This is a genomic window from Metabacillus halosaccharovorans, from assembly GCF_002019635.1.
Lineage (GTDB): Bacteria > Bacillota > Bacilli > Bacillales > Bacillaceae > Metabacillus > Metabacillus halosaccharovorans.
The window spans coordinates 922,353-941,258 of sequence record NZ_KV917372.1 but is presented as its reverse complement, the minus strand read 5'-3'; the positions used below and the strand labels follow the sequence as shown (position 1 = coordinate 941,258).

The 18,906-nt window shown below is 36.1% G+C and carries 18 protein-coding genes; 17 read left to right on the top strand and 1 reads right to left on the bottom strand.

The genetic code is table 11. From position 1 onward, the window contains the following. Window positions 1–63 precede the first annotated feature (63 nt). The 13 genes from coaBC (at window position 64) to spoVM (ending at window position 13,210) form a co-directional block, all read left to right on the top strand. Window positions 64–1,278, top strand: coding sequence for a bifunctional phosphopantothenoylcysteine decarboxylase/phosphopantothenate--cysteine ligase CoaBC (gene coaBC, locus BK577_RS18915; protein ID WP_078434390.1), 1,215 nt, complete (start codon window positions 64–66; stop codon window positions 1,276–1,278). Then, the gene (gene priA / locus BK577_RS18910; protein WP_078434389.1) at window positions 1,275–3,692 is read left to right on the top strand and encodes a primosomal protein N'; all 2,418 of its coding nucleotides are present in this window, start codon (window positions 1,275–1,277) and stop codon (window positions 3,690–3,692) included. Before coaBC ends, priA begins: the two co-directional genes overlap by 4 nt. Before the next feature lie 41 nt (window positions 3,693–3,733). Continuing rightward, complete coding sequence (gene def, locus BK577_RS18905) at window positions 3,734–4,216, top strand: peptide deformylase (RefSeq protein ID WP_078434388.1); 483 nt, start codon at window positions 3,734–3,736, stop codon at window positions 4,214–4,216. Window positions 4,217–4,221: 5 nt separating this feature from the next. Next, window positions 4,222–5,157: a methionyl-tRNA formyltransferase gene (gene fmt, locus BK577_RS18900; RefSeq protein ID WP_078434387.1), complete on the top strand. Its 936-nt coding sequence runs from the start codon at window positions 4,222–4,224 to the stop codon at window positions 5,155–5,157. After that, on the top strand, window positions 5,150–6,502 hold the full coding sequence (rsmB, locus tag BK577_RS18895) for a 16S rRNA (cytosine(967)-C(5))-methyltransferase RsmB (protein WP_425435956.1): 1,353 nt from the start codon (window positions 5,150–5,152) through the stop codon (window positions 6,500–6,502). The genes fmt and rsmB overlap by 8 nt, the downstream gene beginning before the upstream one ends. A 1-nt stretch (window position 6,503) precedes the next feature. Further along, window positions 6,504–7,601, top strand: coding sequence for a dual-specificity RNA methyltransferase RlmN (rlmN, locus tag BK577_RS18890; protein ID WP_078434386.1), 1,098 nt, complete (start codon window positions 6,504–6,506; stop codon window positions 7,599–7,601). A gap of 5 nt (window positions 7,602–7,606) precedes the next feature. Beyond that, a complete protein-coding gene (locus BK577_RS18885; RefSeq protein WP_139367443.1) occupies window positions 7,607–8,362 on the top strand; it encodes a Stp1/IreP family PP2C-type Ser/Thr phosphatase in 756 nt (251 codons plus the stop codon). Then, complete coding sequence (gene pknB / locus BK577_RS18880; protein ID WP_078434384.1) at window positions 8,356–10,356, top strand: Stk1 family PASTA domain-containing Ser/Thr kinase; 2,001 nt, start codon at window positions 8,356–8,358, stop codon at window positions 10,354–10,356. The genes BK577_RS18885 and pknB overlap by 7 nt, the downstream gene beginning before the upstream one ends. Window positions 10,357–10,438: 82 nt before the next feature. Beyond that, a complete protein-coding gene (gene rsgA, locus BK577_RS18875; RefSeq protein ID WP_078434383.1) occupies window positions 10,439–11,323 on the top strand; it encodes a ribosome small subunit-dependent GTPase A in 885 nt (294 codons plus the stop codon). A 2-nt stretch (window positions 11,324–11,325) separates the two neighbouring features. After that, window positions 11,326–11,982, top strand: coding sequence for a ribulose-phosphate 3-epimerase (gene rpe / locus BK577_RS18870; RefSeq protein ID WP_078434382.1), 657 nt, complete (start codon window positions 11,326–11,328; stop codon window positions 11,980–11,982). A gap of 72 nt (window positions 11,983–12,054) precedes the next feature. Then, window positions 12,055–12,231, top strand: a complete 177-nt coding sequence (locus tag BK577_RS26120; protein ID WP_169908382.1) for a hypothetical protein — start codon at window positions 12,055–12,057, stop codon at window positions 12,229–12,231. A gap of 107 nt (window positions 12,232–12,338) precedes the next feature. Next, the gene (locus BK577_RS18865; protein WP_078434381.1) at window positions 12,339–12,983 is read left to right on the top strand and encodes a thiamine diphosphokinase; all 645 of its coding nucleotides are present in this window, start codon (window positions 12,339–12,341) and stop codon (window positions 12,981–12,983) included. 146 nt (window positions 12,984–13,129) lie between these two features. Continuing rightward, complete coding sequence (gene spoVM / locus BK577_RS18860; RefSeq protein WP_003328987.1) at window positions 13,130–13,210, top strand: stage V sporulation protein SpoVM; 81 nt, start codon at window positions 13,130–13,132, stop codon at window positions 13,208–13,210. Between the two features lie 99 nt (window positions 13,211–13,309). On the opposite strand, the gene rpmB is transcribed toward spoVM, so the two are convergent. Next, the gene (rpmB, locus tag BK577_RS18855) at window positions 13,310–13,498 is read right to left on the bottom strand and encodes a 50S ribosomal protein L28 (RefSeq protein ID WP_026559391.1); all 189 of its coding nucleotides are present in this window, start codon (window positions 13,496–13,498) and stop codon (window positions 13,310–13,312) included. A 276-nt stretch (window positions 13,499–13,774) separates the two neighbouring features. On the opposite strand from rpmB, the gene BK577_RS18850 reads away from it, so the two are divergent. The 4 genes from BK577_RS18850 to fapR all read left to right on the top strand — a co-directional run bounded on the left by BK577_RS18850 (window position 13,775) and on the right by fapR (window position 18,900). Continuing rightward, window positions 13,775–14,137, top strand: coding sequence for an Asp23/Gls24 family envelope stress response protein (locus BK577_RS18850; protein ID WP_078434380.1), 363 nt, complete (start codon window positions 13,775–13,777; stop codon window positions 14,135–14,137). An 18-nt stretch (window positions 14,138–14,155) separates the two neighbouring features. Further along, a complete protein-coding gene (locus BK577_RS18845; protein WP_078434379.1) occupies window positions 14,156–15,820 on the top strand; it encodes a DAK2 domain-containing protein in 1,665 nt (554 codons plus the stop codon). A 342-nt stretch (window positions 15,821–16,162) separates the two neighbouring features. After that, the gene (gene recG / locus BK577_RS18840) at window positions 16,163–18,208 is read left to right on the top strand and encodes an ATP-dependent DNA helicase RecG (RefSeq protein ID WP_078435317.1); all 2,046 of its coding nucleotides are present in this window, start codon (window positions 16,163–16,165) and stop codon (window positions 18,206–18,208) included. Between the two features lie 119 nt (window positions 18,209–18,327). After that, window positions 18,328–18,900, top strand: a complete 573-nt coding sequence (gene fapR / locus BK577_RS18835; protein ID WP_078434378.1) for a transcription factor FapR — start codon at window positions 18,328–18,330, stop codon at window positions 18,898–18,900. The last annotated feature ends 6 nt before the right edge of the window (window positions 18,901–18,906 follow it).

Sequence of the window (18,906 nt, the reverse complement as noted above, 5' to 3'; positions counted from 1 at the left end):
TGTCATCCTTTTTCTTTTCGTTTCATTCATACAAAAAAGGATACATGAAAGTTGGTGGGAAAAATGATATCAGGTAAGAAGATATTATTATGTGTGAGCGGAGGAATTGCTGTTTATAAAGCAGCAGCATTAACAAGTAAACTTGTACAGGCTGGTGCAGAGGTGAAAGTGATCATGAGTCATTCAGCTATGGAATTCGTTTCACCATTAACCTTTCAAGCATTATCTCGAAACGATGTCTTTTTTGACACCTTTGATGAAAAAAACTCTAAAGTCATTGCACATATTGATCTTGCCGATTGGGCAGATCTTGTATTAGTAGCGCCTGCTACAGCCAATGTTATTGGAAAATTAGCCAATGGAATTGCAGATAATATGTTAACAACTACATTGTTAGCTACTACTGCAAAGGTATGGATTGCACCTGCTATGAATGTCCATATGTATGACAACCCTGCTGTGCAAAAAAATATCCAAACTTTATATAACTATGGGTATGAATTTATTGAACCAAGTGAAGGGTTTTTAGCTTGTGGCTATATAGGAAAAGGACGATTAGAGGAGCCAGAAAAAATTTTAACTCTCGTATCAAACTACTTTGAGAAGCAAGAACATGGTGAACCATTAAAAAATGTAAAAGTGCTAATTACAGCTGGACCTACGAGAGAAAAGGTAGACCCTGTTCGGTATTTTACAAATCATTCATCAGGAAAAATGGGCTATGCCATTGCCGAAGAAGCTGCGAAATTAGGAGCAAATGTTACGTTGATTACAGGTCCAACATCTGTTGACTTCCCTAATTATGTTGATGTAATTAAAGTTGAATCAGCAGATGAGATGTATCAGCAGGTGATGAACTACTATCCTAATGCTGATGTAGTGATAAAGTCTGCAGCGGTCGCAGATTATCGTCCTATTCATACGTTTGAACAAAAGATGAAAAAGAGTCAGGACCACTTAGTGATTGAGATGGAGAAAACAACAGATATTTTAAAAGAGCTGGGAATGCAAAAAAGACAACAAATTTTAGTAGGATTTGCAGCAGAAACAAATGACCTTGAGCAATATGCAAAAAAGAAACTGCAAAGCAAAAACCTAGACCTGATTGTAGCAAATAATATAACGACTGAAGGAGCAGGGTTTGGTACAGATACAAATATCGTAACAATTTATGATCGGAATCTAACTAAAACTGAACTTCCACTTTTGACAAAAACAGAAGTTGCAAGAAAGCTTCTTGAGAAGGTTCAAAGTTTAGTAAAGGGTGTTAAGGAATGAAATATGCAAGTGTCATTGTAGATGTTCCGGCTATGCAAACTGACAGGTCCTTTGACTATAAAATTCCTGAAGAATGGCAAGACTTTTTAACACCAGGAATGAGGGTTATCGTTCCTTTTGGTCCAAGAAAAGTACAGGGCTTTGTTGTTGAGACAAAGAATTCTTCTGAATTTGATCGCCTAAAAGCAATCTCAGAATGCTTAGATTTAACACCTTGCCTTACTCCGGAATTATTAAAGGTGGGACATTGGTTAACAGAAAAAACCCTTTGCTTTAAAATTTCTGCTTTTCAGGCAATGCTTCCTGCAGCAATGAAGGCGAAATATGAAAAAATTGTAACTCTTACATCAGATCAATCTATTGAACATTTATCGGACCAGCTTCAACCTTTTTTTAACAAAAAAAATCAAGTTGATATGAAAGAAATTGAACAGGATGTACCTCTTCGGATCATTCAAAAGGATATTAAAAACGGTTATCTCGAACTGATTTATAAGGTAAAGCAAAAAGGGAAAAAAAAGAAGATTAGAATGGTAAAACTTAATTGTTCGTTTGATCAATTGGCTGAAAAAATCAAATCAGTTAATTCAAATGCGAAGAAACAACTAACAGTAATGACGTATTTAAAGGAAAATGACATTCGTATCATTCCTGCTGCAGATTTATTAGCTGTAACAAATGTATCAGATGCGACACTAAAGACATTGATCTCCAAAGGTATATTAGTAGAAGAATATAAAGAAGTGTATCGGGATCCCTATCAAGATCGTCTTTTTGAGAAAACAAAAGCTTTGCCATTAAATAATGAACAGCAGCAGGCAATAGCACCAATCCTTTCGGCAGTTGAAAATGATGAACATCATGTGTTTCTCATGTATGGAGTAACAGGGAGTGGAAAAACAGAGGTATATCTTCAATCGATAGAAGCAGTTTTAAATAATGGTAAAGAAGCAATCGTTTTAGTACCTGAAATTTCACTTACACCACAGATGGTTAATCGCTTTAAGGGTCGGTTTGGTTCTAAGGTCGCTGTACTTCACAGCGGACTGTCAACAGGGGAAAAATATGATGAATGGAGAAAGATACAACGAAAAGAAGTGCAATTAGTTGTTGGAGCAAGATCTGCTATATTTGCTCCATTTGAGAACTTGGGGATGATTATCATTGATGAAGAGCATGAATCTAGTTATAAACAAGAAGAAAATCCGCGTTATCATGCTCGGGATGTGGCCATATATAGGGCTGAATTTCATCAATGCCCTGTAGTGCTGGGCAGTGCGACACCTACATTAGAAACTTTTGCAAGAGCGCAAAAGGATGTTTACAAGCTTTTAACATTAAAAGAACGTGTAAACAAAAGATCAATGCCGTCGGTTGATATTATCGATATGAGAGAAGAGCTTAGAAGTGGAAACAGGTCGATGTTTTCAACAGCATTAATTGAAAAGCTAACAGATCGGTTAGAAAAAAATGAACAATCGGTCTTATTCTTAAATAAACGCGGATACTCATCATTTGTCATGTGCCGTGACTGCGGTTTTGTTATACAATGTCCTCATTGTGATATTTCATTGACATATCACCGTTTCGGGCAGCAGCTAAAATGTCATTACTGCGGACATGAGGAACATATGCCAAATGTATGTCCAGAATGCCAAAGTGAACATATCCGTTTCTTCGGCACAGGTACTCAACGTGTGGAAGAGGAATTAGTAAAAGTAATGCCAGAGGCTCGAATAATTAGAATGGATGTTGATACGACTGGTCGAAAAGGCGCACATGAAAAGTTGTTGTCAAAATTCGGAAATAAAGAAGCGGATATCTTACTTGGAACTCAAATGATTGCAAAAGGTCTGGATTTTCCGGATGTTACATTAGTTGGTGTCTTAACGGCAGATACAATGCTGCATTTGCCCGATTTTCGAGCAACTGAAAAAACATTCCAACTCCTCACACAGGTCAGTGGAAGAGCAGGTAGACATGAATTACCGGGAGAAGTCATCATTCAAACCTATACTCCTGAAAACTATAGTATTCAATTAGCAAGCAAATATGATTATGATGCCTTTTATGAGCATGAAATGTCTTTAAGAAAATCATATGCATACCCACCATACTACTTCCTTGCCCTAGTGACGGTTTCCCATCCTGAAATAACAAAAGTGGTGTCAGTGACTGACAAGATTGTTCAGTTCTTAAGAAGAAATGTTTCAAATGAATCAAAAATTCTTGGACCTGTTGCATCTCCTATCCCTCGTATCAATGATAGATATCGCTATCAATGCATGGTAAAATACAAACGGGAAAAAAACTTACATGAAACGTTAAGGAAAATTATCGAACATTTTCAGCAGGAAATGAGTTCAAATGATTTAATGATTACGATTGATTTAAGTCCTAATACTATGATGTAGTTATCTTAAATATAGAAATTATTTTGTCTGGAGGTATTTTTTTGGCAGTAAAACCTATAGTGATGTATCCAGCACAAGTTTTAGAGATGCCTTGTGAAAAGGTTCAAATTTTTGATAGGAAGCTTTCAAAGCTTTTGGCAGATATGTATGATACGATGATTGAGAATGATGGTGTTGGATTAGCAGCACCGCAAATAGGGCTTTCCAAGCAAATCGCGATTGTTGATATAGATGATCATCACGGAACGATTGAATTAATAAACCCTGTTATTATAGAGCAGCGTGGTACTCAAACCGGTCCGGAAGGCTGTTTAAGCTTTCCAGGGTTATATGGAGACGTGAGCAGGTCTGATTACATAAAGGTAAGAACTTATAATAAAAAAGGGAAAATGAGAATAATAGAAGCTGAAGGTTTTCTAGCCCGGGCTTTACAGCATGAAATAGACCATTTAGAAGGTATTCTTTTTACATCAAAGGTGGAAAGGTACATAACGGAAGATGAATTAGAAAGCACGGAAGGATGACATATATGACTAAGATCGTTTTTATGGGAACTCCTGATTTTTCAGTTCCTATCTTAAAAAGCCTCATTGAAGAAGGCTATAACATTGTTGGTGTTGTTACACAACCCGATCGTCCAAAAGGAAGAAAAAAGCTCTTAACTCCGCCTCCTGTAAAGGTTGAAGCAGAGAAGCACAATTTAAAAGTGCTACAGCCTGAAAAAATTCGTCATGAAGTTCAGGATGTTTTAGCACTAGAACCTGATCTAATTATCACCGCTGCATTTGGACAAATTTTACCGAAAGAGCTTCTGGAAGCTCCAAAGTATGGATGTATCAATGTGCATGCTTCACTTTTACCTGAACTAAGGGGAGGAGCTCCTATTCATTATTCAATTCTTCAAGGGAAGACTAAAACAGGTATAACCATCATGTATATGGCAGAAAAGCTTGATGCAGGGGATATTCTTACTCAAATTGAAGTTGAAATAGATGAAAGAGATACTGTTGGCTTATTACATGACAAGTTAAGTACAGCAGGTGTGAAATTACTATTAGAAACACTGCCTCCTTTAATAAAGGGGAATATAACACCTCAGAAACAGGATGATACAAAAGCTACTTTTGCATCTAATATAAAAAGGGAACAAGAACGAATCGATTGGTCTAAGACAGGTGAAGAAATCTACAACCAAATTAGAGGATTAAATCCTTGGCCAGTATCGTTCACAACCTATCAAGATCAATTAATAAAAATTTGGTGGGGAGAAAAGGTACAAAGTAATGAAGATGTAAACCCAGGGACAATTCTGTTGATAGAAGAGGATGGGATCGTTGTCTCAACAGGGAATAAAACAGCGATCAAAATAACCGAGCTCCAACCTTCTGGTAAAAAGAAGATGACTGGAGAAGAATTCTTACGAGGGACAACCATGAATGTGGGTGAAAGATTAGGCAATGAATAACAAAAAACAAATGACTGTACGTGATGTTGCTGTAGAAATATTATTACAAATAGAAAAGAACCAAGCCTACAGCAACTTGTTATTAAATTCAATGATAAAAAAGCATCAAGTAAATTCAAAAGACATTTCACTTTTAACAGAGATTGTGTATGGTACATTACAAAGAAGAGATACACTTGATTTTTATTTAGAGGGTTTCTTAAAGAAGTCAAAAAAAATTGAGCCATGGGTAAGAGTATTGCTACGAATTTCGGTTTATCAAATGGTGTATTTAGATCGAGTGCCGGAGCGTGCCATTTTCTTTGAAGCAGTAGAAATTGCTAAAAAAAGAGGCCACAAAGGAATTTCTTCCTTTGTGAATGGAGTATTAAGGTCTGTTCAGCGGGAAGGTATTCCTGATATTAACGTAATAAAAGAACCTGTTGAAAGATTATCAATTAAAACAAGTCACCCAAAATGGCTGGTACAAAAGTGGATAAAACAATTCGGTTTTGATGAAGCGGAAAAGATGTGTGAGTCAAATTTACTGGCACCATCACAAACAGCACGCGTTAATCAAATAAAAAAAACAGTTCATGAAATAATTAGCGAATTACAAAGCAAAGATATAAGCGTAGAGCAAGGTGATTTGGCGGTAGATGCTATAAAAGGAATGAAGGGAAACCTTGCACTTACCGAAGCGTTTTCTGAAGGACTATTAACAATTCAAGATGAAAGTTCGATGTTAGTTGCACGGGCTCTTAACCCTAAAGAAAATGAGACTATTTTAGATTCTTGTGCGGCACCAGGCGGGAAATCTACTCATATAGCTGAATTAATGAAGGGTACGGGCATTGTTCATTCTCTAGACCTTCATGAGCATAAAGTAAAGCTGATAAAGCAGCAAGCTGATCGTTTAGACCTGAAAAATATTCAAGCTGAAACAATGGATAGTAGGTTAGCGGGAGATCGATTTAAAAAAGAGAGCTTTGATAGGATCCTAGTAGATGCACCATGTTCTGGTTTTGGTGTGATCCGTAGAAAACCTGATATTAAATATACAAAGTCTCAACAAGATGTTCTTAAGCTGGCAGAACTACAAAAGAATATTTTAGCATCTGTTGCACCTTTATTAAAATCAAATGGTGTGTTAGTTTATAGTACATGTACTGTGGATGAAGAAGAAAATCGAGGTGTTGTTGAAGCATTTTTAAATGAACACCCAAATTTTGAACGTGATGAATCAGCTATAAACAATTTTCCGGAAAAACTTCATCCTTATGTTCATAATGGTGAGGTACAATTACTTCCGCATTACTTTGAAACAGATGGATTTTATATAGCATGTTTACGAAAGAAGGGTTAAAATGGAACAGATAAATACAACAAGATCGAAAGAGAACAACTTGGAGAAAAAAAGTAAGCCCTCCATTTATTCATTAGAACTACATGAGCTTGAAAATTGGTTAAAAGAACAGGGAGAAAAGGCTTTTCGTGCAAATCAAATTTTTGAGTGGCTTTATATAAAACGTACCACCAGCTTTGATGACATGTCTAATTTATCTAAAAGTCTTCGTTCACTTCTAAATGAGCATTTTACGTTAACAACATTAAAAACAATTATTCAACAAACATCTAAAGATGGTACGATAAAATTTCTGTTTGAACTTCATGATGGATATTCGATAGAAACTGTTTTAATGAGACATGATTATGGCAATTCTGTTTGTGTAACCACTCAAGTTGGTTGTAGAATTGGTTGTACATTTTGTGCTTCTACATTAGGTGGACTAAAAAGAAATCTTGAAGCAGGAGAAATCGTGGCACAAGTCGTAAAGGTACAGCAAGCACTTGATGAATTTGAAGAGCGTGTTAGTCATGTTGTAATTATGGGGATCGGAGAACCTTTTGACAACTATGATGAAATGATGTCTTTCTTGAAGATTATCAATCATGACAAAAGCTTAAATATCGGTGCAAGACATATTACTGTATCGACTAGTGGTATTATCCCGAAAATCTATAAATTTGCAGATGAAAAACTGCAAATCAATTTTGCTATTTCATTGCATGCACCAAACACAGAATTGCGATCAAAGCTTATGCCGATTAATCGAGCTTATAAGCTTCCGGACTTGATGGAAGCAGTAAAATATTATGTTAACAAAACAGGTAGACGTGTTAGTTTTGAGTACGGGTTATTTGGCGGAGAAAATGACCAAGTTGAGCATGCTGAAGAGCTTGCAAAGTTAGTAAAAGGTTTAAAATGTCATATTAATCTTATCCCTGTAAACTATGTACCTGAAAGAAACTATGTACGTACACCAAAAGAACAAATCACATTATTTGAAGATACGCTTAAAAAGCACGGTGTAAATGTCACTACAAGAAGAGAACAGGGACATGATATTGACGCAGCGTGTGGACAACTTCGAGCTAAGGAGCGTAAAGAGGAGACGAGGTGACCATGGTGGATCATGTTTTTTTGTCGGATAGGGGAAAAGTTAGGCAACATAATGAAGATTCTGTAGGGTTTTTTCAAAACAACGCCGGTATTTTAGCAATAGTTGCCGATGGAATGGGAGGTCATTTGGCAGGGGATGTTGCCAGTCAAATGACAATCTCAACTTTTAAGACACTATGGGAAGAAGAACCTGCTATAAATGGACCCGGTGAAGCAGAAAATTGGTTACTACAAAAGGTTGCTGAAGTAAATAAAGCTGTTTATGAGCACTCAGTATCCCACCCTGAATGTCAAGGAATGGGTACAACAATTGTTACAGCTTTAGTAACAAAAACATATGCTACAATCGGTCATATTGGAGACAGCCGCTGTTACTTATTGAATAATAGTGGCTTTAACCAGATCACACAGGATCACTCTCTTGTAAATGAGTTGGTAAAATCAGGACAAATTTCTAAAGAAGATGCTGAACATCATCCTCGAAAAAATGTTCTCTTACGAGCACTTGGAACAGAACAAAATGTTGATCTGGACTTAAAAACCATTGAAATGGACGATAATGATCTATTATTACTATGTTCTGATGGTTTATCCAATAAAGTTACAGATGACATATTAGAAAAAGAACTGTCTCAATCAGATGATCTTACAAAAACAGCCCATGAACTGGTTCAATTAGCAAACGATAATGGTGGAGAAGACAATATCTCTTTAATCATGCTAAAAAAGACGGCACATAAATTAGGTGAAGACTCGTGCTGATAGGTAAAAGAATTAGTGGCCGTTATAAAATTCTAGAAGTGGTCGGTGGAGGCGGGATGGCGAACGTCTATCTTGCACGCGATATGATTCTAGAGAGAGAAGTGGCAATGAAAGTATTGCGCTTTGATTTTTCTAATGATGATGAATTCATCAAGCGGTTTAGAAGAGAGGCCCAATCTGCAACAAGCTTGGCTCATCCAAATATCGTAAGCATTTATGATGTTGGTGAGGAAGATGGCATTTATTATATCGTTATGGAATATGTAGAGGGACAAACATTAAAGCAGTACATACAACAATTTGCACCTGTGCATCCAAGAAAAGCTGTAAGTATTATGGTTCAAATTGCTTCGGCTATTCAACATGCACATGATAATCAAATTATACATCGTGATATTAAGCCACATAATATTTTGATTGATCATCATGGGAATGTGAAAGTAACTGACTTTGGGATAGCCATGGCATTAAGTGCAACTACGATCACACAAACAAACTCTGTTTTAGGTTCTGTTCATTACTTATCTCCTGAACAAGCAAGAGGCGGGTTAGCAAATAAAAAATCAGATATTTATTCTATCGGAATTGTTTTCTTTGAGTTACTCACTGGTAGATTACCATTTGATGGAGAGTCTGCTATTTCCATTGCTTTAAAGCACCTACAGTCGGAAACCCCATCACCAAAGAGATGGAATCCAGACATCCCTCAAAGTATTGAAAATATAATAATCAAATCAACCGCTAAAGATCCTTTTCATCGATATGATAATGTTGAAGAATTGGAAAATGATTTGGAAACAGCTTTTGATGTTAAAAGACTATCAGAGCCTCGTTTTGTTATTCCTGATGATGAAGAGGCAACGAAAGCTATACCTATCATTACAAATGAAAACATTGAGAATTTTAAGGCTGACGATACAATTGTAAGAAAACCTACTGTTCAGTCCGAACCAAGTCCACAAACCCAAAATAATGATTCTAAAAAAGGTAAGAAAGAAAAAAAGCCAAAGAAGAAAAAAAGTAAGGTCGCAACATTTATTATTACCACTTTTATCGTAATCATTATCTCAATTGTTGCCGCATTCTTTATTGTTCCGGAATTCTTATTACCGAAGGACGTAGAAGTACCTGATCTTACGGGAGAATCATATGAAGAAGCTGTTACAATCCTGCTTGAACATGGTTTTGATGTCGGAGAGGAACCAATTCTTATGACTGATGAAGAAATTGAAGAAGGACATGTTATTAAAACTGAACCCGAAGCAAATAACATCGTTAAAGAAGGTTCTTTAATTACCATATATGAAAGTACAGGAAAAGAAAAGGTTGTTTTAGATGATTATGTTGGGCGTTCGATTGAAAGAGTTAAATCTATTCTTGAGTTAAAAGGATTTGAAAACATAAAGGTAACGGAAGAAACAGACGAAAATGAAACAGCTGGCAGGATTATTTCACAAAGTCCCGAAGTAGGTGAAGAAGTCGTACCTTCTGAAACCGAAATAGAATTAGTTGTCAGTAAAGGGCCAGCACAAATTAAGATTGAAAACTTAGTTGGGAAAAACAGGTCTGAAATAGATGAATATGTGACTCAATATGGTTTTATACCTAATATATCAGAAGAGAACTCTGATACAGTTCCTGAAGGGAATTTAATTTCTCAATTACCAGAACCCGGAACAGAAGTTGTTCCAAAGGATACAACATTAAAGTTAGTTTATTCTTCCGGCCCTAAAGCTAAGCCGCCAAAAACAGTGACAAGAAAAGTTGAAATACCGTATGAACCGGAACAAGAAGGGGCAGAATTGACTGTTGAAATCAATATTGATGATGCGGAACATTCAATTTCTGAAGCATATAGGACATTTAAAATAACCAGTCCCCGAGAGGAAACATTAAATTTCACCATCAACCCGGGAGATGATGCGTATTATCAAATAATCGTTGATGGAAAAGTACACTCATCAGAAAAAATTGAATACCCGGCAGATGAGTAACTGGTATGAAAAAATTATGTTCCCATTTTAAGCTTAGAGAATAATTATAAAATTTTGATGAAGATCATCAAGGAGGTTTTCCATGCCACGTGGGAAAATTGTAAAGGCTCTTAGTGGTTTTTACTATGTGCAAGACAAGGAAAGATTAATTCAATGTCGTGGTAGAGGTGTGTTTCGTAAAAATAAAATCACACCTCTTGTAGGCGATGAGGTTGTGTACCAGGCTGAAAATGATCTCGAAGGTTATATTTTGGAAGTTTTTGAACGGAAAAATGAATTAGTTCGACCGCCAATTTGTAATGTTGATCAAGCGATCCTTGTTTTTTCTGCTGTTGAGCCGGATTTTAGTCCAACATTATTAGATCGTTTTTTAGTGTTAATAGAAGCGAATGATATTATCCCGATTATTGTTATAAGTAAGGTAGATCTGATTCCATCTGATAAGGTAAGAGAAAGGGTAGAGTCTTTTGCAAAAGACTATCAAAATGCAGGATACACTGTTCTTTTAACCTCAACAGTAGAATCAACGGTAGATAAAGACTTGTTACCATTTCTTAATGACCATATTTCTGTATTTGCCGGACAATCTGGTGTGGGGAAATCATCACTATTGAACGTTCTTAGACCTGATTTAGAGCTTAAAACAAATGATATATCTTCTCACCTTGGCCGAGGAAAGCATACAACACGGCATGTAGAACTTATTCCGGTAGGAACGGGGTTTGTAGCTGATACTCCAGGGTTTAGCTCTTTAGATTTTACAGGGATTGAGGTAGAAGATCTTACCTATTGCTTCCCTGAAATGAGACAAAGAAGTGGAGATTGTAAATTCAGGGGATGTACTCATGTAAGAGAGCCGAAATGTTCAGTGAAAAATGCTGTTGAAGCAGGCGAAATTCCACAGTATCGCTATGATCACTATTTAACATTTGTTGAAGAAATTAAAGAGAGAAAGCCGAGGTATTAAGTATGATAAAAATTGCTCCATCAATTTTATCGGCAAACTTTGCAAAATTAGGAGAGGAAGTAAAAGATGTAGAAAATGGGGGGGCAGATTACATCCACGTTGATGTAATGGATGGCCACTTTGTGCCGAACATTACAATTGGACCGTTGATTGTAGAGGCGATTCGTCCCGTTACAAAGCTTCCTCTAGATGTTCATTTAATGATCGAAAAACCGGATCAATATATTGGGGAATTTGCGAAAGCTGGTGCAGATATTATAACTGTGCATGTGGAAGCATGTACACATTTACATCGTACACTGCAATTAATAAAATCTGAGGGTGTGAAATCAGGTGTTGTGTTAAACCCTCATACCCCGATTGAATCAATTGTTCATGTTTTAGAGGACGTTGACATGGTTTTATTTATGACAGTCAATCCTGGATTTGGCGGTCAAACATTTATCCCTCAAGTTTTACCAAAAATAAAGCAATTAGCAAACATAGTAAAAGAAAAAAATCTTTCTATCGACATTGAAGTTGATGGTGGAGTAAACGAAGAAACAGCAAAATTATGTGTTGAAGCAGGTGCGAATGTCCTTGTTGCAGGATCATTTATCTACAACAATCCTGATCGGCACCAAGCGATTCAAACGTTAAAACAAGCTGTTCTTTCCTAAGTAATAATAAATTCGTACAAAGTAAACCATCCTATTTAATGATTAAATAAATATAACTGGGGGCTTTTTACGATGAATTTTTCAAAGGAAGATATAGTAATTATTGAACAAGCATTAAAAGCTGTTTCAAATTCCAGTACTGATTACCAGGAACTTGAACAATATCAAACAGTATTACAAAAGCTTAAAAACAATGGGGAAACCGCTCAATTAGATGGTTTTAGATATGATTATGATGATAATATGTAAGAGAATGAAAGTTCTGACACCGAAAGTAGTGTCAGGCTTTTTTCTTATTTTTTAACCAACTGAAAAATATCCTTAATATTAAATATAGATGGGTGAAAGGCACATATATGACAACTATATCTCTTGTAGCAGGAGGACCTAAAGAAAACCTTGCAGACTTGACTAAATATCATTCAGATGAAATGATCTGGGTTGGAATTGATAGAGGGTCCCGTTATCTTTTAGATCTCAACATACCTTTACATTATGCGTTTGGAGATTTTGATTCAATATCATATAAAGAACATGAAAACTTAAAGACAAAAATACCGAACTTAAACACACTTCCTTCTGAAAAGGATAAAACTGATACTGAAATAGCACTAGATTGGGCAATTTCTCAAAAACCTGATCAAATTTATATCTTTGGAGCAACAGGGGGGAGGCTTGACCATTTACTTGGGAATATTCACCTTCTTATAAAATCCACTTCAACTCTATCGAAAATTGACATAATCGATCAACAAAATCAAATCACGCTCTACACATCAGGTACATATAAAGTAAAGAGGAAAATTGAGTGGGACTATATCTCATTTATTGCCATAACTTCTGATATACATGGTTTAACATTAGATGGATTTAAATATCCATTAAAAAACTGTCATATCAGGCTTGGCTCCACATTATGTATTAGTAATGAACTCATTGGTGATGTAGGTACTTTTTCTTTTCAAGAGGGCATATTATTAATGATAAGAAGCCGAGATTAACTTGTTGTTCTATGCGTAAGATAGCGTCATTTTTTATACGGGAACTGAATATAATGCTAAGGAACTGATTCATACCATTTTTTGACGCTTCTAGCACCTTTGAACAAGCTTTAACCTTGTTTAATGATTGGTTGAGGAGGGAAACAATGAAATTTTATACGATTAAGCTACCGAAGTTTTTAGGAGGAATTGTTCGAGCAATGCTCGGTTCGTTTAAAAAAGATTAAGAAAAAAGCACCGAATTATCGGTGCTTCTTTCTTATTTCGCTTTATAGTATCTATATTCTCAAAGATAAGAGAATAAGTTTTTGAGTAAGCTTAATAAATTAAACTCGCTCAACTTTACCTGATCTTAAAGCGCGAGCAGATACATATACTCTTTTTGGTTTTCCGTTAACTAAGATGCGAACTTTTTGAAGGTTTGCGCCCCAAGTACGTTTGTTAGCGTTCATCGCGTGTGAACGAGAGTTACCTGAGCGAGTTTTTCTACCAGTAACAACGCATTTACGTGCCATGTTATTCCCTCCTTACTACAAAAAAACACTACATATTTTACAATAGTCATGTACATAGCCATGAGATACTTTAATAATTTATCATAACTGTCATTAGAATGCAATACTTCTACAATAGTCTTTCAAGAATTTTTCCTTGACATAGTATTTTAAGTATTGTTGTATATAATAGAAGTACTTGTATTTATACTTCGGACTTATAATCGCTTTTAAAATTTCTGGGCTTATAGTAAAATAACTGTAGCCAGTGCGAACAATTCCAAAGGGGGAACTAATATGTCCATTGAATTAAAAACAAAGTACGGACAAATCGATATTTCAAACGAAGTCATTGCTACCATTGCAGGTGGTGCAGCTATTGACTGCTATGGTATTGTTGGAATGGCATCAAAGAATCAAATAAAAGACGGTCTTACGGATATCCTAAGAAAAGAAAACTTTAGCAGAGGCGTAATCGTTCGTCAGGATGACGATTCAATTAATATAGATATGTATATAATCGTCAGCTATGGTACAAAAATTTCTGAAGTCGCACATAACGTTCAAACAAAAGTTAAGTATACGTTAGATCAGACGGTTGGACTTGCTGTTGATTCTGTTAACATTTTTGTACAAGGTGTTCGTGTTGCGAACCCGTAGTTAAGGAGGAAACTACCTGTGTCTAATACAACCTTAGATGGTAAGCAGTTTGCAGAGATGATTTTGCAAGGTGCGAACCACCTAGCCAATAATGCAAAATTAGTTGATGCGCTCAATGTATTTCCAGTTCCAGATGGAGATACTGGTACAAACATGAATCTATCAATGACATCAGGCGCAAAAGAAGTAAAAAACAATAATGTTGATCATATCGGGAGAGTTGGGAATGCGCTTTCAAAGGGCCTTTTAATGGGTGCCCGAGGTAACTCCGGTGTGATTCTGTCACAATTATTTAGAGGATTTTCTAAATCCATAGAACAAAAAGCATCCATTAATGCAACTGAGTTTGCAGCTGCTCTTCAAGCTGGTGTTGATACTGCCTACAAAGCTGTTATGAAACCTGTCGAAGGGACAATATTAACTGTTGCTAAAGATGCTGCAAAAACTGCAGTACATGTAGCGGAGACTGAGACATCTATCACAAAGGTTATGGAGTTAACCTTAAAAGAAGCGGAAGCTTCTCTGAAGCGCACTCCTGAGCTTTTACCTGTATTAAAAGAAGTAGGTGTGGTAGATAGTGGCGGCCAAGGCTTGGTTTTTGTATATGAAGGCTTTTTAGCAGTTCTAAAAGGGGAAAAGCTTACTACCGCACATGTCACAATACCATCTATGGATGAGCTGGTGAATGCAGAGCACCATAAGAGTGTTCAAGGTCATATTAATACAGAGGATATAGAGTTCGGATATTGTACTGAATTTATGGTGCGCTTTGAAGCTGACAAAACACCTTTTGATGAAGAAATGTTTAGGAATGACTTAAGTGAATTCGGTGATTCATTATTAGTTATTGCTGATGATGAATTGGCAAAAGTACATATACATGCTGAATATCCAGGTGAAGTACTGTCATACGGGCAAAAATATGGAAACCTCATCAATATGAAAATAGAAAATATGAGACAGCAACATACCGATATAGTTGGGGAACACCAACAGACTGCACCAACAGTAAGGAAAGCCGAAAAAAATAAGTATGGTATTGTAACTGTTTCAATGGGTAAAGGTATTGCAGAGTTATTTAGAAGCATTGGGGCAAATGAAGTCATTGAAGGCGGTCAAACAATGAATCCAAGCACTGAGGATATTGTTAAGGCTATTCATGACGTAAACGCCGAAAATATTATCATTTTACCAAATAACTCAAATATTGTTATGGCAGCTCAACAAGCAGCATCAGTAGTTGAAGAAAATGTTATCGTTATTCCATCTAAAACAGTGCCTCAAGGAATGGCTGCATTACTGGCGTTTAATCCAACAGCTGAGGCAGAAGAAGTTGAAGGATTGATGAATGAAGCATTGCAGCATGTGAAGAGTGGTCAGATAACATATGCCGTACGTGATACAAATATAGATGGACTCGATATTGCTAAAGGCGATTTTATGGGTATATCAAACGGTAAAATTGTTATTACAGATCGGGAACAATTAGCTGCCTCTAAAAAACTTCTCACTGAGATGATTTCCGAAGATGATGAAATTGTTACGATAATTCAAGGTGAAGAAGCAACAGAAGAGGAGACAGAACAGCTGTTACAATTTGTTGAAGAAATGTATGAGGACGTAGAAGTTGAAGTGCATAAAGGGGATCAACCTTTATATTCCTATATATTTTCAGTTGAATAATAAACAACAAAAAACCCGGATTTCTGGGTTTTTTGTTGTTTATTAACAAGATTTTATTAATTATATTTTTTGGAATGCTGACCACGAATTATAGACATGCTGATTTTCCTTATTTCTGTTAAAATGAAAATGTAGGAAACGAATGTTCCCGTTCTGTTAACAATAGTAAATAATAAGATAAGAACATTATTTAAAATAAAAGGGTAGACGAGCATATTGAACATAATCAAGTTCTGCTTCTTTGTCTTTGCTTAAAGTAACTGAATAAGGAGGGTTAGCTGCGGCTCCTACAGGTCAACAGCTAAGATCTTATGGCTTATGGAAGACGCAAATTTAATGGTGATGAATAAATTATTAGAACCAATTTCTGAATTAAAAGGTGTAGGAAGTGAAACATCTGAATTATTAAATGATGTAGGGATTTATACAATTCAAGACCTGCTGGAGTATTTTCCATATCGATATGATGATAACAGTCTGCGAGACTTAGAAGATGTTAAGCATGATGAGCGAGTAACGGTTGAAGGAAGGGTACATAGTGAGGCTTCACTTACCTTTTTCGGAAAAAAACGTTCACGGTTAACATTTCGTTTACTTGTTGGAAAGTACCTTTTATCAGTTGTTTGTTTTAACCGTCCTTACTTTAAAAATAAACTTACCATTGATTCAACTGTTACAGTAACTGGAAAATGGGACAAGCATCGGCAAACAATTACCGTCCAGCAATTATCGTTCGGTCCTAAGAAAGAACAATCAGGCATAGAGCCGGTTTACTCTATAAAGGGTAAACTTACAGTAAAAGGGATAAAAAAGTTTGTTTCACTTGCCTTATCAACATATTTAAAAGATATTGAAGAAATTCTCCCTGATGATCTGTTACAAAAATATAAGTTGTTAACCAGAAGAGAAGCACTTTACACAATTCATACGCCCCATGAAAAGGAAGATTTAAAATTAGCGCGCAGACGTTTTGTGTATGAGGAATTTCTATTATTTCAACTTAAAATGCAGGCGTTAAGAAAAATACAACGTGAACAGTCAAAAGGGGTTATGCATGAATTTTCAAGGGAGAAACACCAGCAATTTATTGATTCATTACCTTTTCCGCTTACAAAAGCACAATCAAGAGTGGTGAATGAGATTTTACAGGATATGACATCTCCATACCGTATGAATCGATTATTACAAGGAGATGTTGGTTCTGGAAAAACCATTGTAGCTGCTATCGCTTTTTATGCTGCAGTGTTATCCGGCTATCAAGGGGCTCTTATGGTTCCAACTGAAATTTTAGCAGAGCAACATGCTGATTCACTCGTCCAACTTTTTGAGCCATATAATGTAACTGTAGCATTGCTGACGAGTTCAGTTAAAGGGAAAAAGAGAAGAGAATTGCTAGAAAAAGTTGAAAAAAATGAGATTCAATTATTGATTGGAACACATGCCTTAATCCAGGATGATATAAAGTTTCATAAACTTGGTCTTGTTATTACAGATGAACAACATCGCTTTGGTGTGGAACAAAGACGAATGCTCCGTGAAAAAGGAGAACATACAGATGTATTATTTATGACAGCAACACCGATTCCAAGAACATTAGCTATAACAGCTTTTGGGGAAATGGATGTATCGATAATTGACGAGTTACCTGCCGGAAGAAAAGCAATCGAAACTTACTGGGTAAAACCTTCTATGCTTGAGAGGATTCTCGTATTTATTGAAAAAGAGTTATCAAAAGGACGCCAGGCTTATGTTATTTGTCCATTGATTGAGGAATCTGATAAGTTGGATGTCCAAAATGCTCTTGATGTTCACAGTATGTTGACTTCTTACTATAAAGGGAGATTTCAAATTGGTCTCATGCATGGAAGACTCTCTTCAGATGAAAAAGACTCTGTAATGAGAAGCTTTAGTCAAAATGAAGTAAATGTATTGGTATCTACAACTGTCGTTGAAGTGGGTGTCAATGTTCCGAATGCTACAACAATGGTTATTTATGATGCAGAACGGTTTGGCCTTTCTCAACTCCACCAATTAAGAGGTCGGGTAGGTCGGGGCAGTGAACAGTCATATTGTATTTTGCTTGCAGATCCTAAATCAGAAACTGGAAAAGAACGAATGAAAATCATGACAGAGACAAATGATGGATTTGTCCTCTCGGAACGTGATTTAGAACTTAGAGGACCTGGTGACTTCTTTGGAAAAAAACAAAGTGGAATGCCAATCTTTAAAGTAGCAGATATGGTACATGATTATCGTGCATTGGAAGTGGCAAGACAAGATGCAGCAGAACTTATTCAGTCGAAGGCTTTTTGGGAAGAAGAAAAATATGAACCATTAAGAGTATACTTACATCAATCAGGCATACTAGAGGGTGAAAAGCTGGATTAATGATAGTTTAATAACTTTTTCTAAGGAAACAGATGGCAATACAGTTGCAATCTGTTTTCTTTATCTATATACTACTATTAGTACCTAGTCTTAATAGTTCGGACGGTGTCATTGATATCATGAGAAAAAGTAAAAAAGAGAGACAGCTTTTATTACAGGAGACAATTACTAACACACCATTCATAACCGATGAAGAGCTAGCTGAGAAGTTTCAAGTTAGCATTCAAACGATACGCTTGGATAGGTTAGAATTATCCATACCTGAATTAAGGGAACGAATAAAACATGTCGCTGAAAAGAAATTGGATGATGAAGTAAAGGCATTACCGATAGAAGAAGTAATTGGAGAAGTTATAGACTTACAACTGGATGAGTCTGCAATTTCTATTTTGGAAATTAAAAAAGAGCATGTATTTAGCAGGAACCAAATTGCCAGGGGCCACCACTTATTTGCACAAGCAAACTCACTGGCTGTAGCGATGATAAATGATGAATTGGCATTAACAGCAAAGGCGAATATTCATTTTACAAGACAAGTCAAAGAAAATGAGCGTGTCATTGCCAAAGCAAAAATGGTGAAAAATGATTCAGAACAAAAACGCACAATGGTAGAAGTAAATAGTTTTGTCGGAAGTGAATTGGTTTTTTCTGGTGAGTTCGAAATGTATCGCTCTAATCAAACACAAAGGTAGGTTACA

Coding starts and splice junctions, on each gene's coding strand:
- rpe (WP_078434382.1), top strand. CDS start 11,326: ATGATAAAAATTGCTCCATCAATTTTATCGGCAAACTTTGCAAAATTA.
- spoVM (WP_003328987.1), top strand. CDS start 13,130: ATGAAATTTTATACGATTAAGCTACCGAAGTTTTTAGGAGGAATTGTT.
- priA (WP_078434389.1), top strand. CDS start 1,275: ATGAAATATGCAAGTGTCATTGTAGATGTTCCGGCTATGCAAACTGAC.
- rpmB (WP_026559391.1), bottom strand. CDS start 13,498: ATGGCACGTAAATGCGTTGTTACTGGTAGAAAAACTCGCTCAGGTAAC.
- rsgA (WP_078434383.1), top strand. CDS start 10,439: ATGCCACGTGGGAAAATTGTAAAGGCTCTTAGTGGTTTTTACTATGTG.
- BK577_RS26120 (WP_169908382.1), top strand. CDS start 12,055: ATGAATTTTTCAAAGGAAGATATAGTAATTATTGAACAAGCATTAAAA.
- fmt (WP_078434387.1), top strand. CDS start 4,222: ATGACTAAGATCGTTTTTATGGGAACTCCTGATTTTTCAGTTCCTATC.
- coaBC (WP_078434390.1), top strand. CDS start 64: ATGATATCAGGTAAGAAGATATTATTATGTGTGAGCGGAGGAATTGCT.
- fapR (WP_078434378.1), top strand. CDS start 18,328: ATGAGAAAAAGTAAAAAAGAGAGACAGCTTTTATTACAGGAGACAATT.
- BK577_RS18850 (WP_078434380.1), top strand. CDS start 13,775: ATGTCCATTGAATTAAAAACAAAGTACGGACAAATCGATATTTCAAAC.
- rsmB (WP_425435956.1), top strand. CDS start 5,150: ATGAATAACAAAAAACAAATGACTGTACGTGATGTTGCTGTAGAAATA.
- rlmN (WP_078434386.1), top strand. CDS start 6,504: ATGGAACAGATAAATACAACAAGATCGAAAGAGAACAACTTGGAGAAA.
- recG (WP_078435317.1), top strand. CDS start 16,163: ATGAATAAATTATTAGAACCAATTTCTGAATTAAAAGGTGTAGGAAGT.
- BK577_RS18865 (WP_078434381.1), top strand. CDS start 12,339: ATGACAACTATATCTCTTGTAGCAGGAGGACCTAAAGAAAACCTTGCA.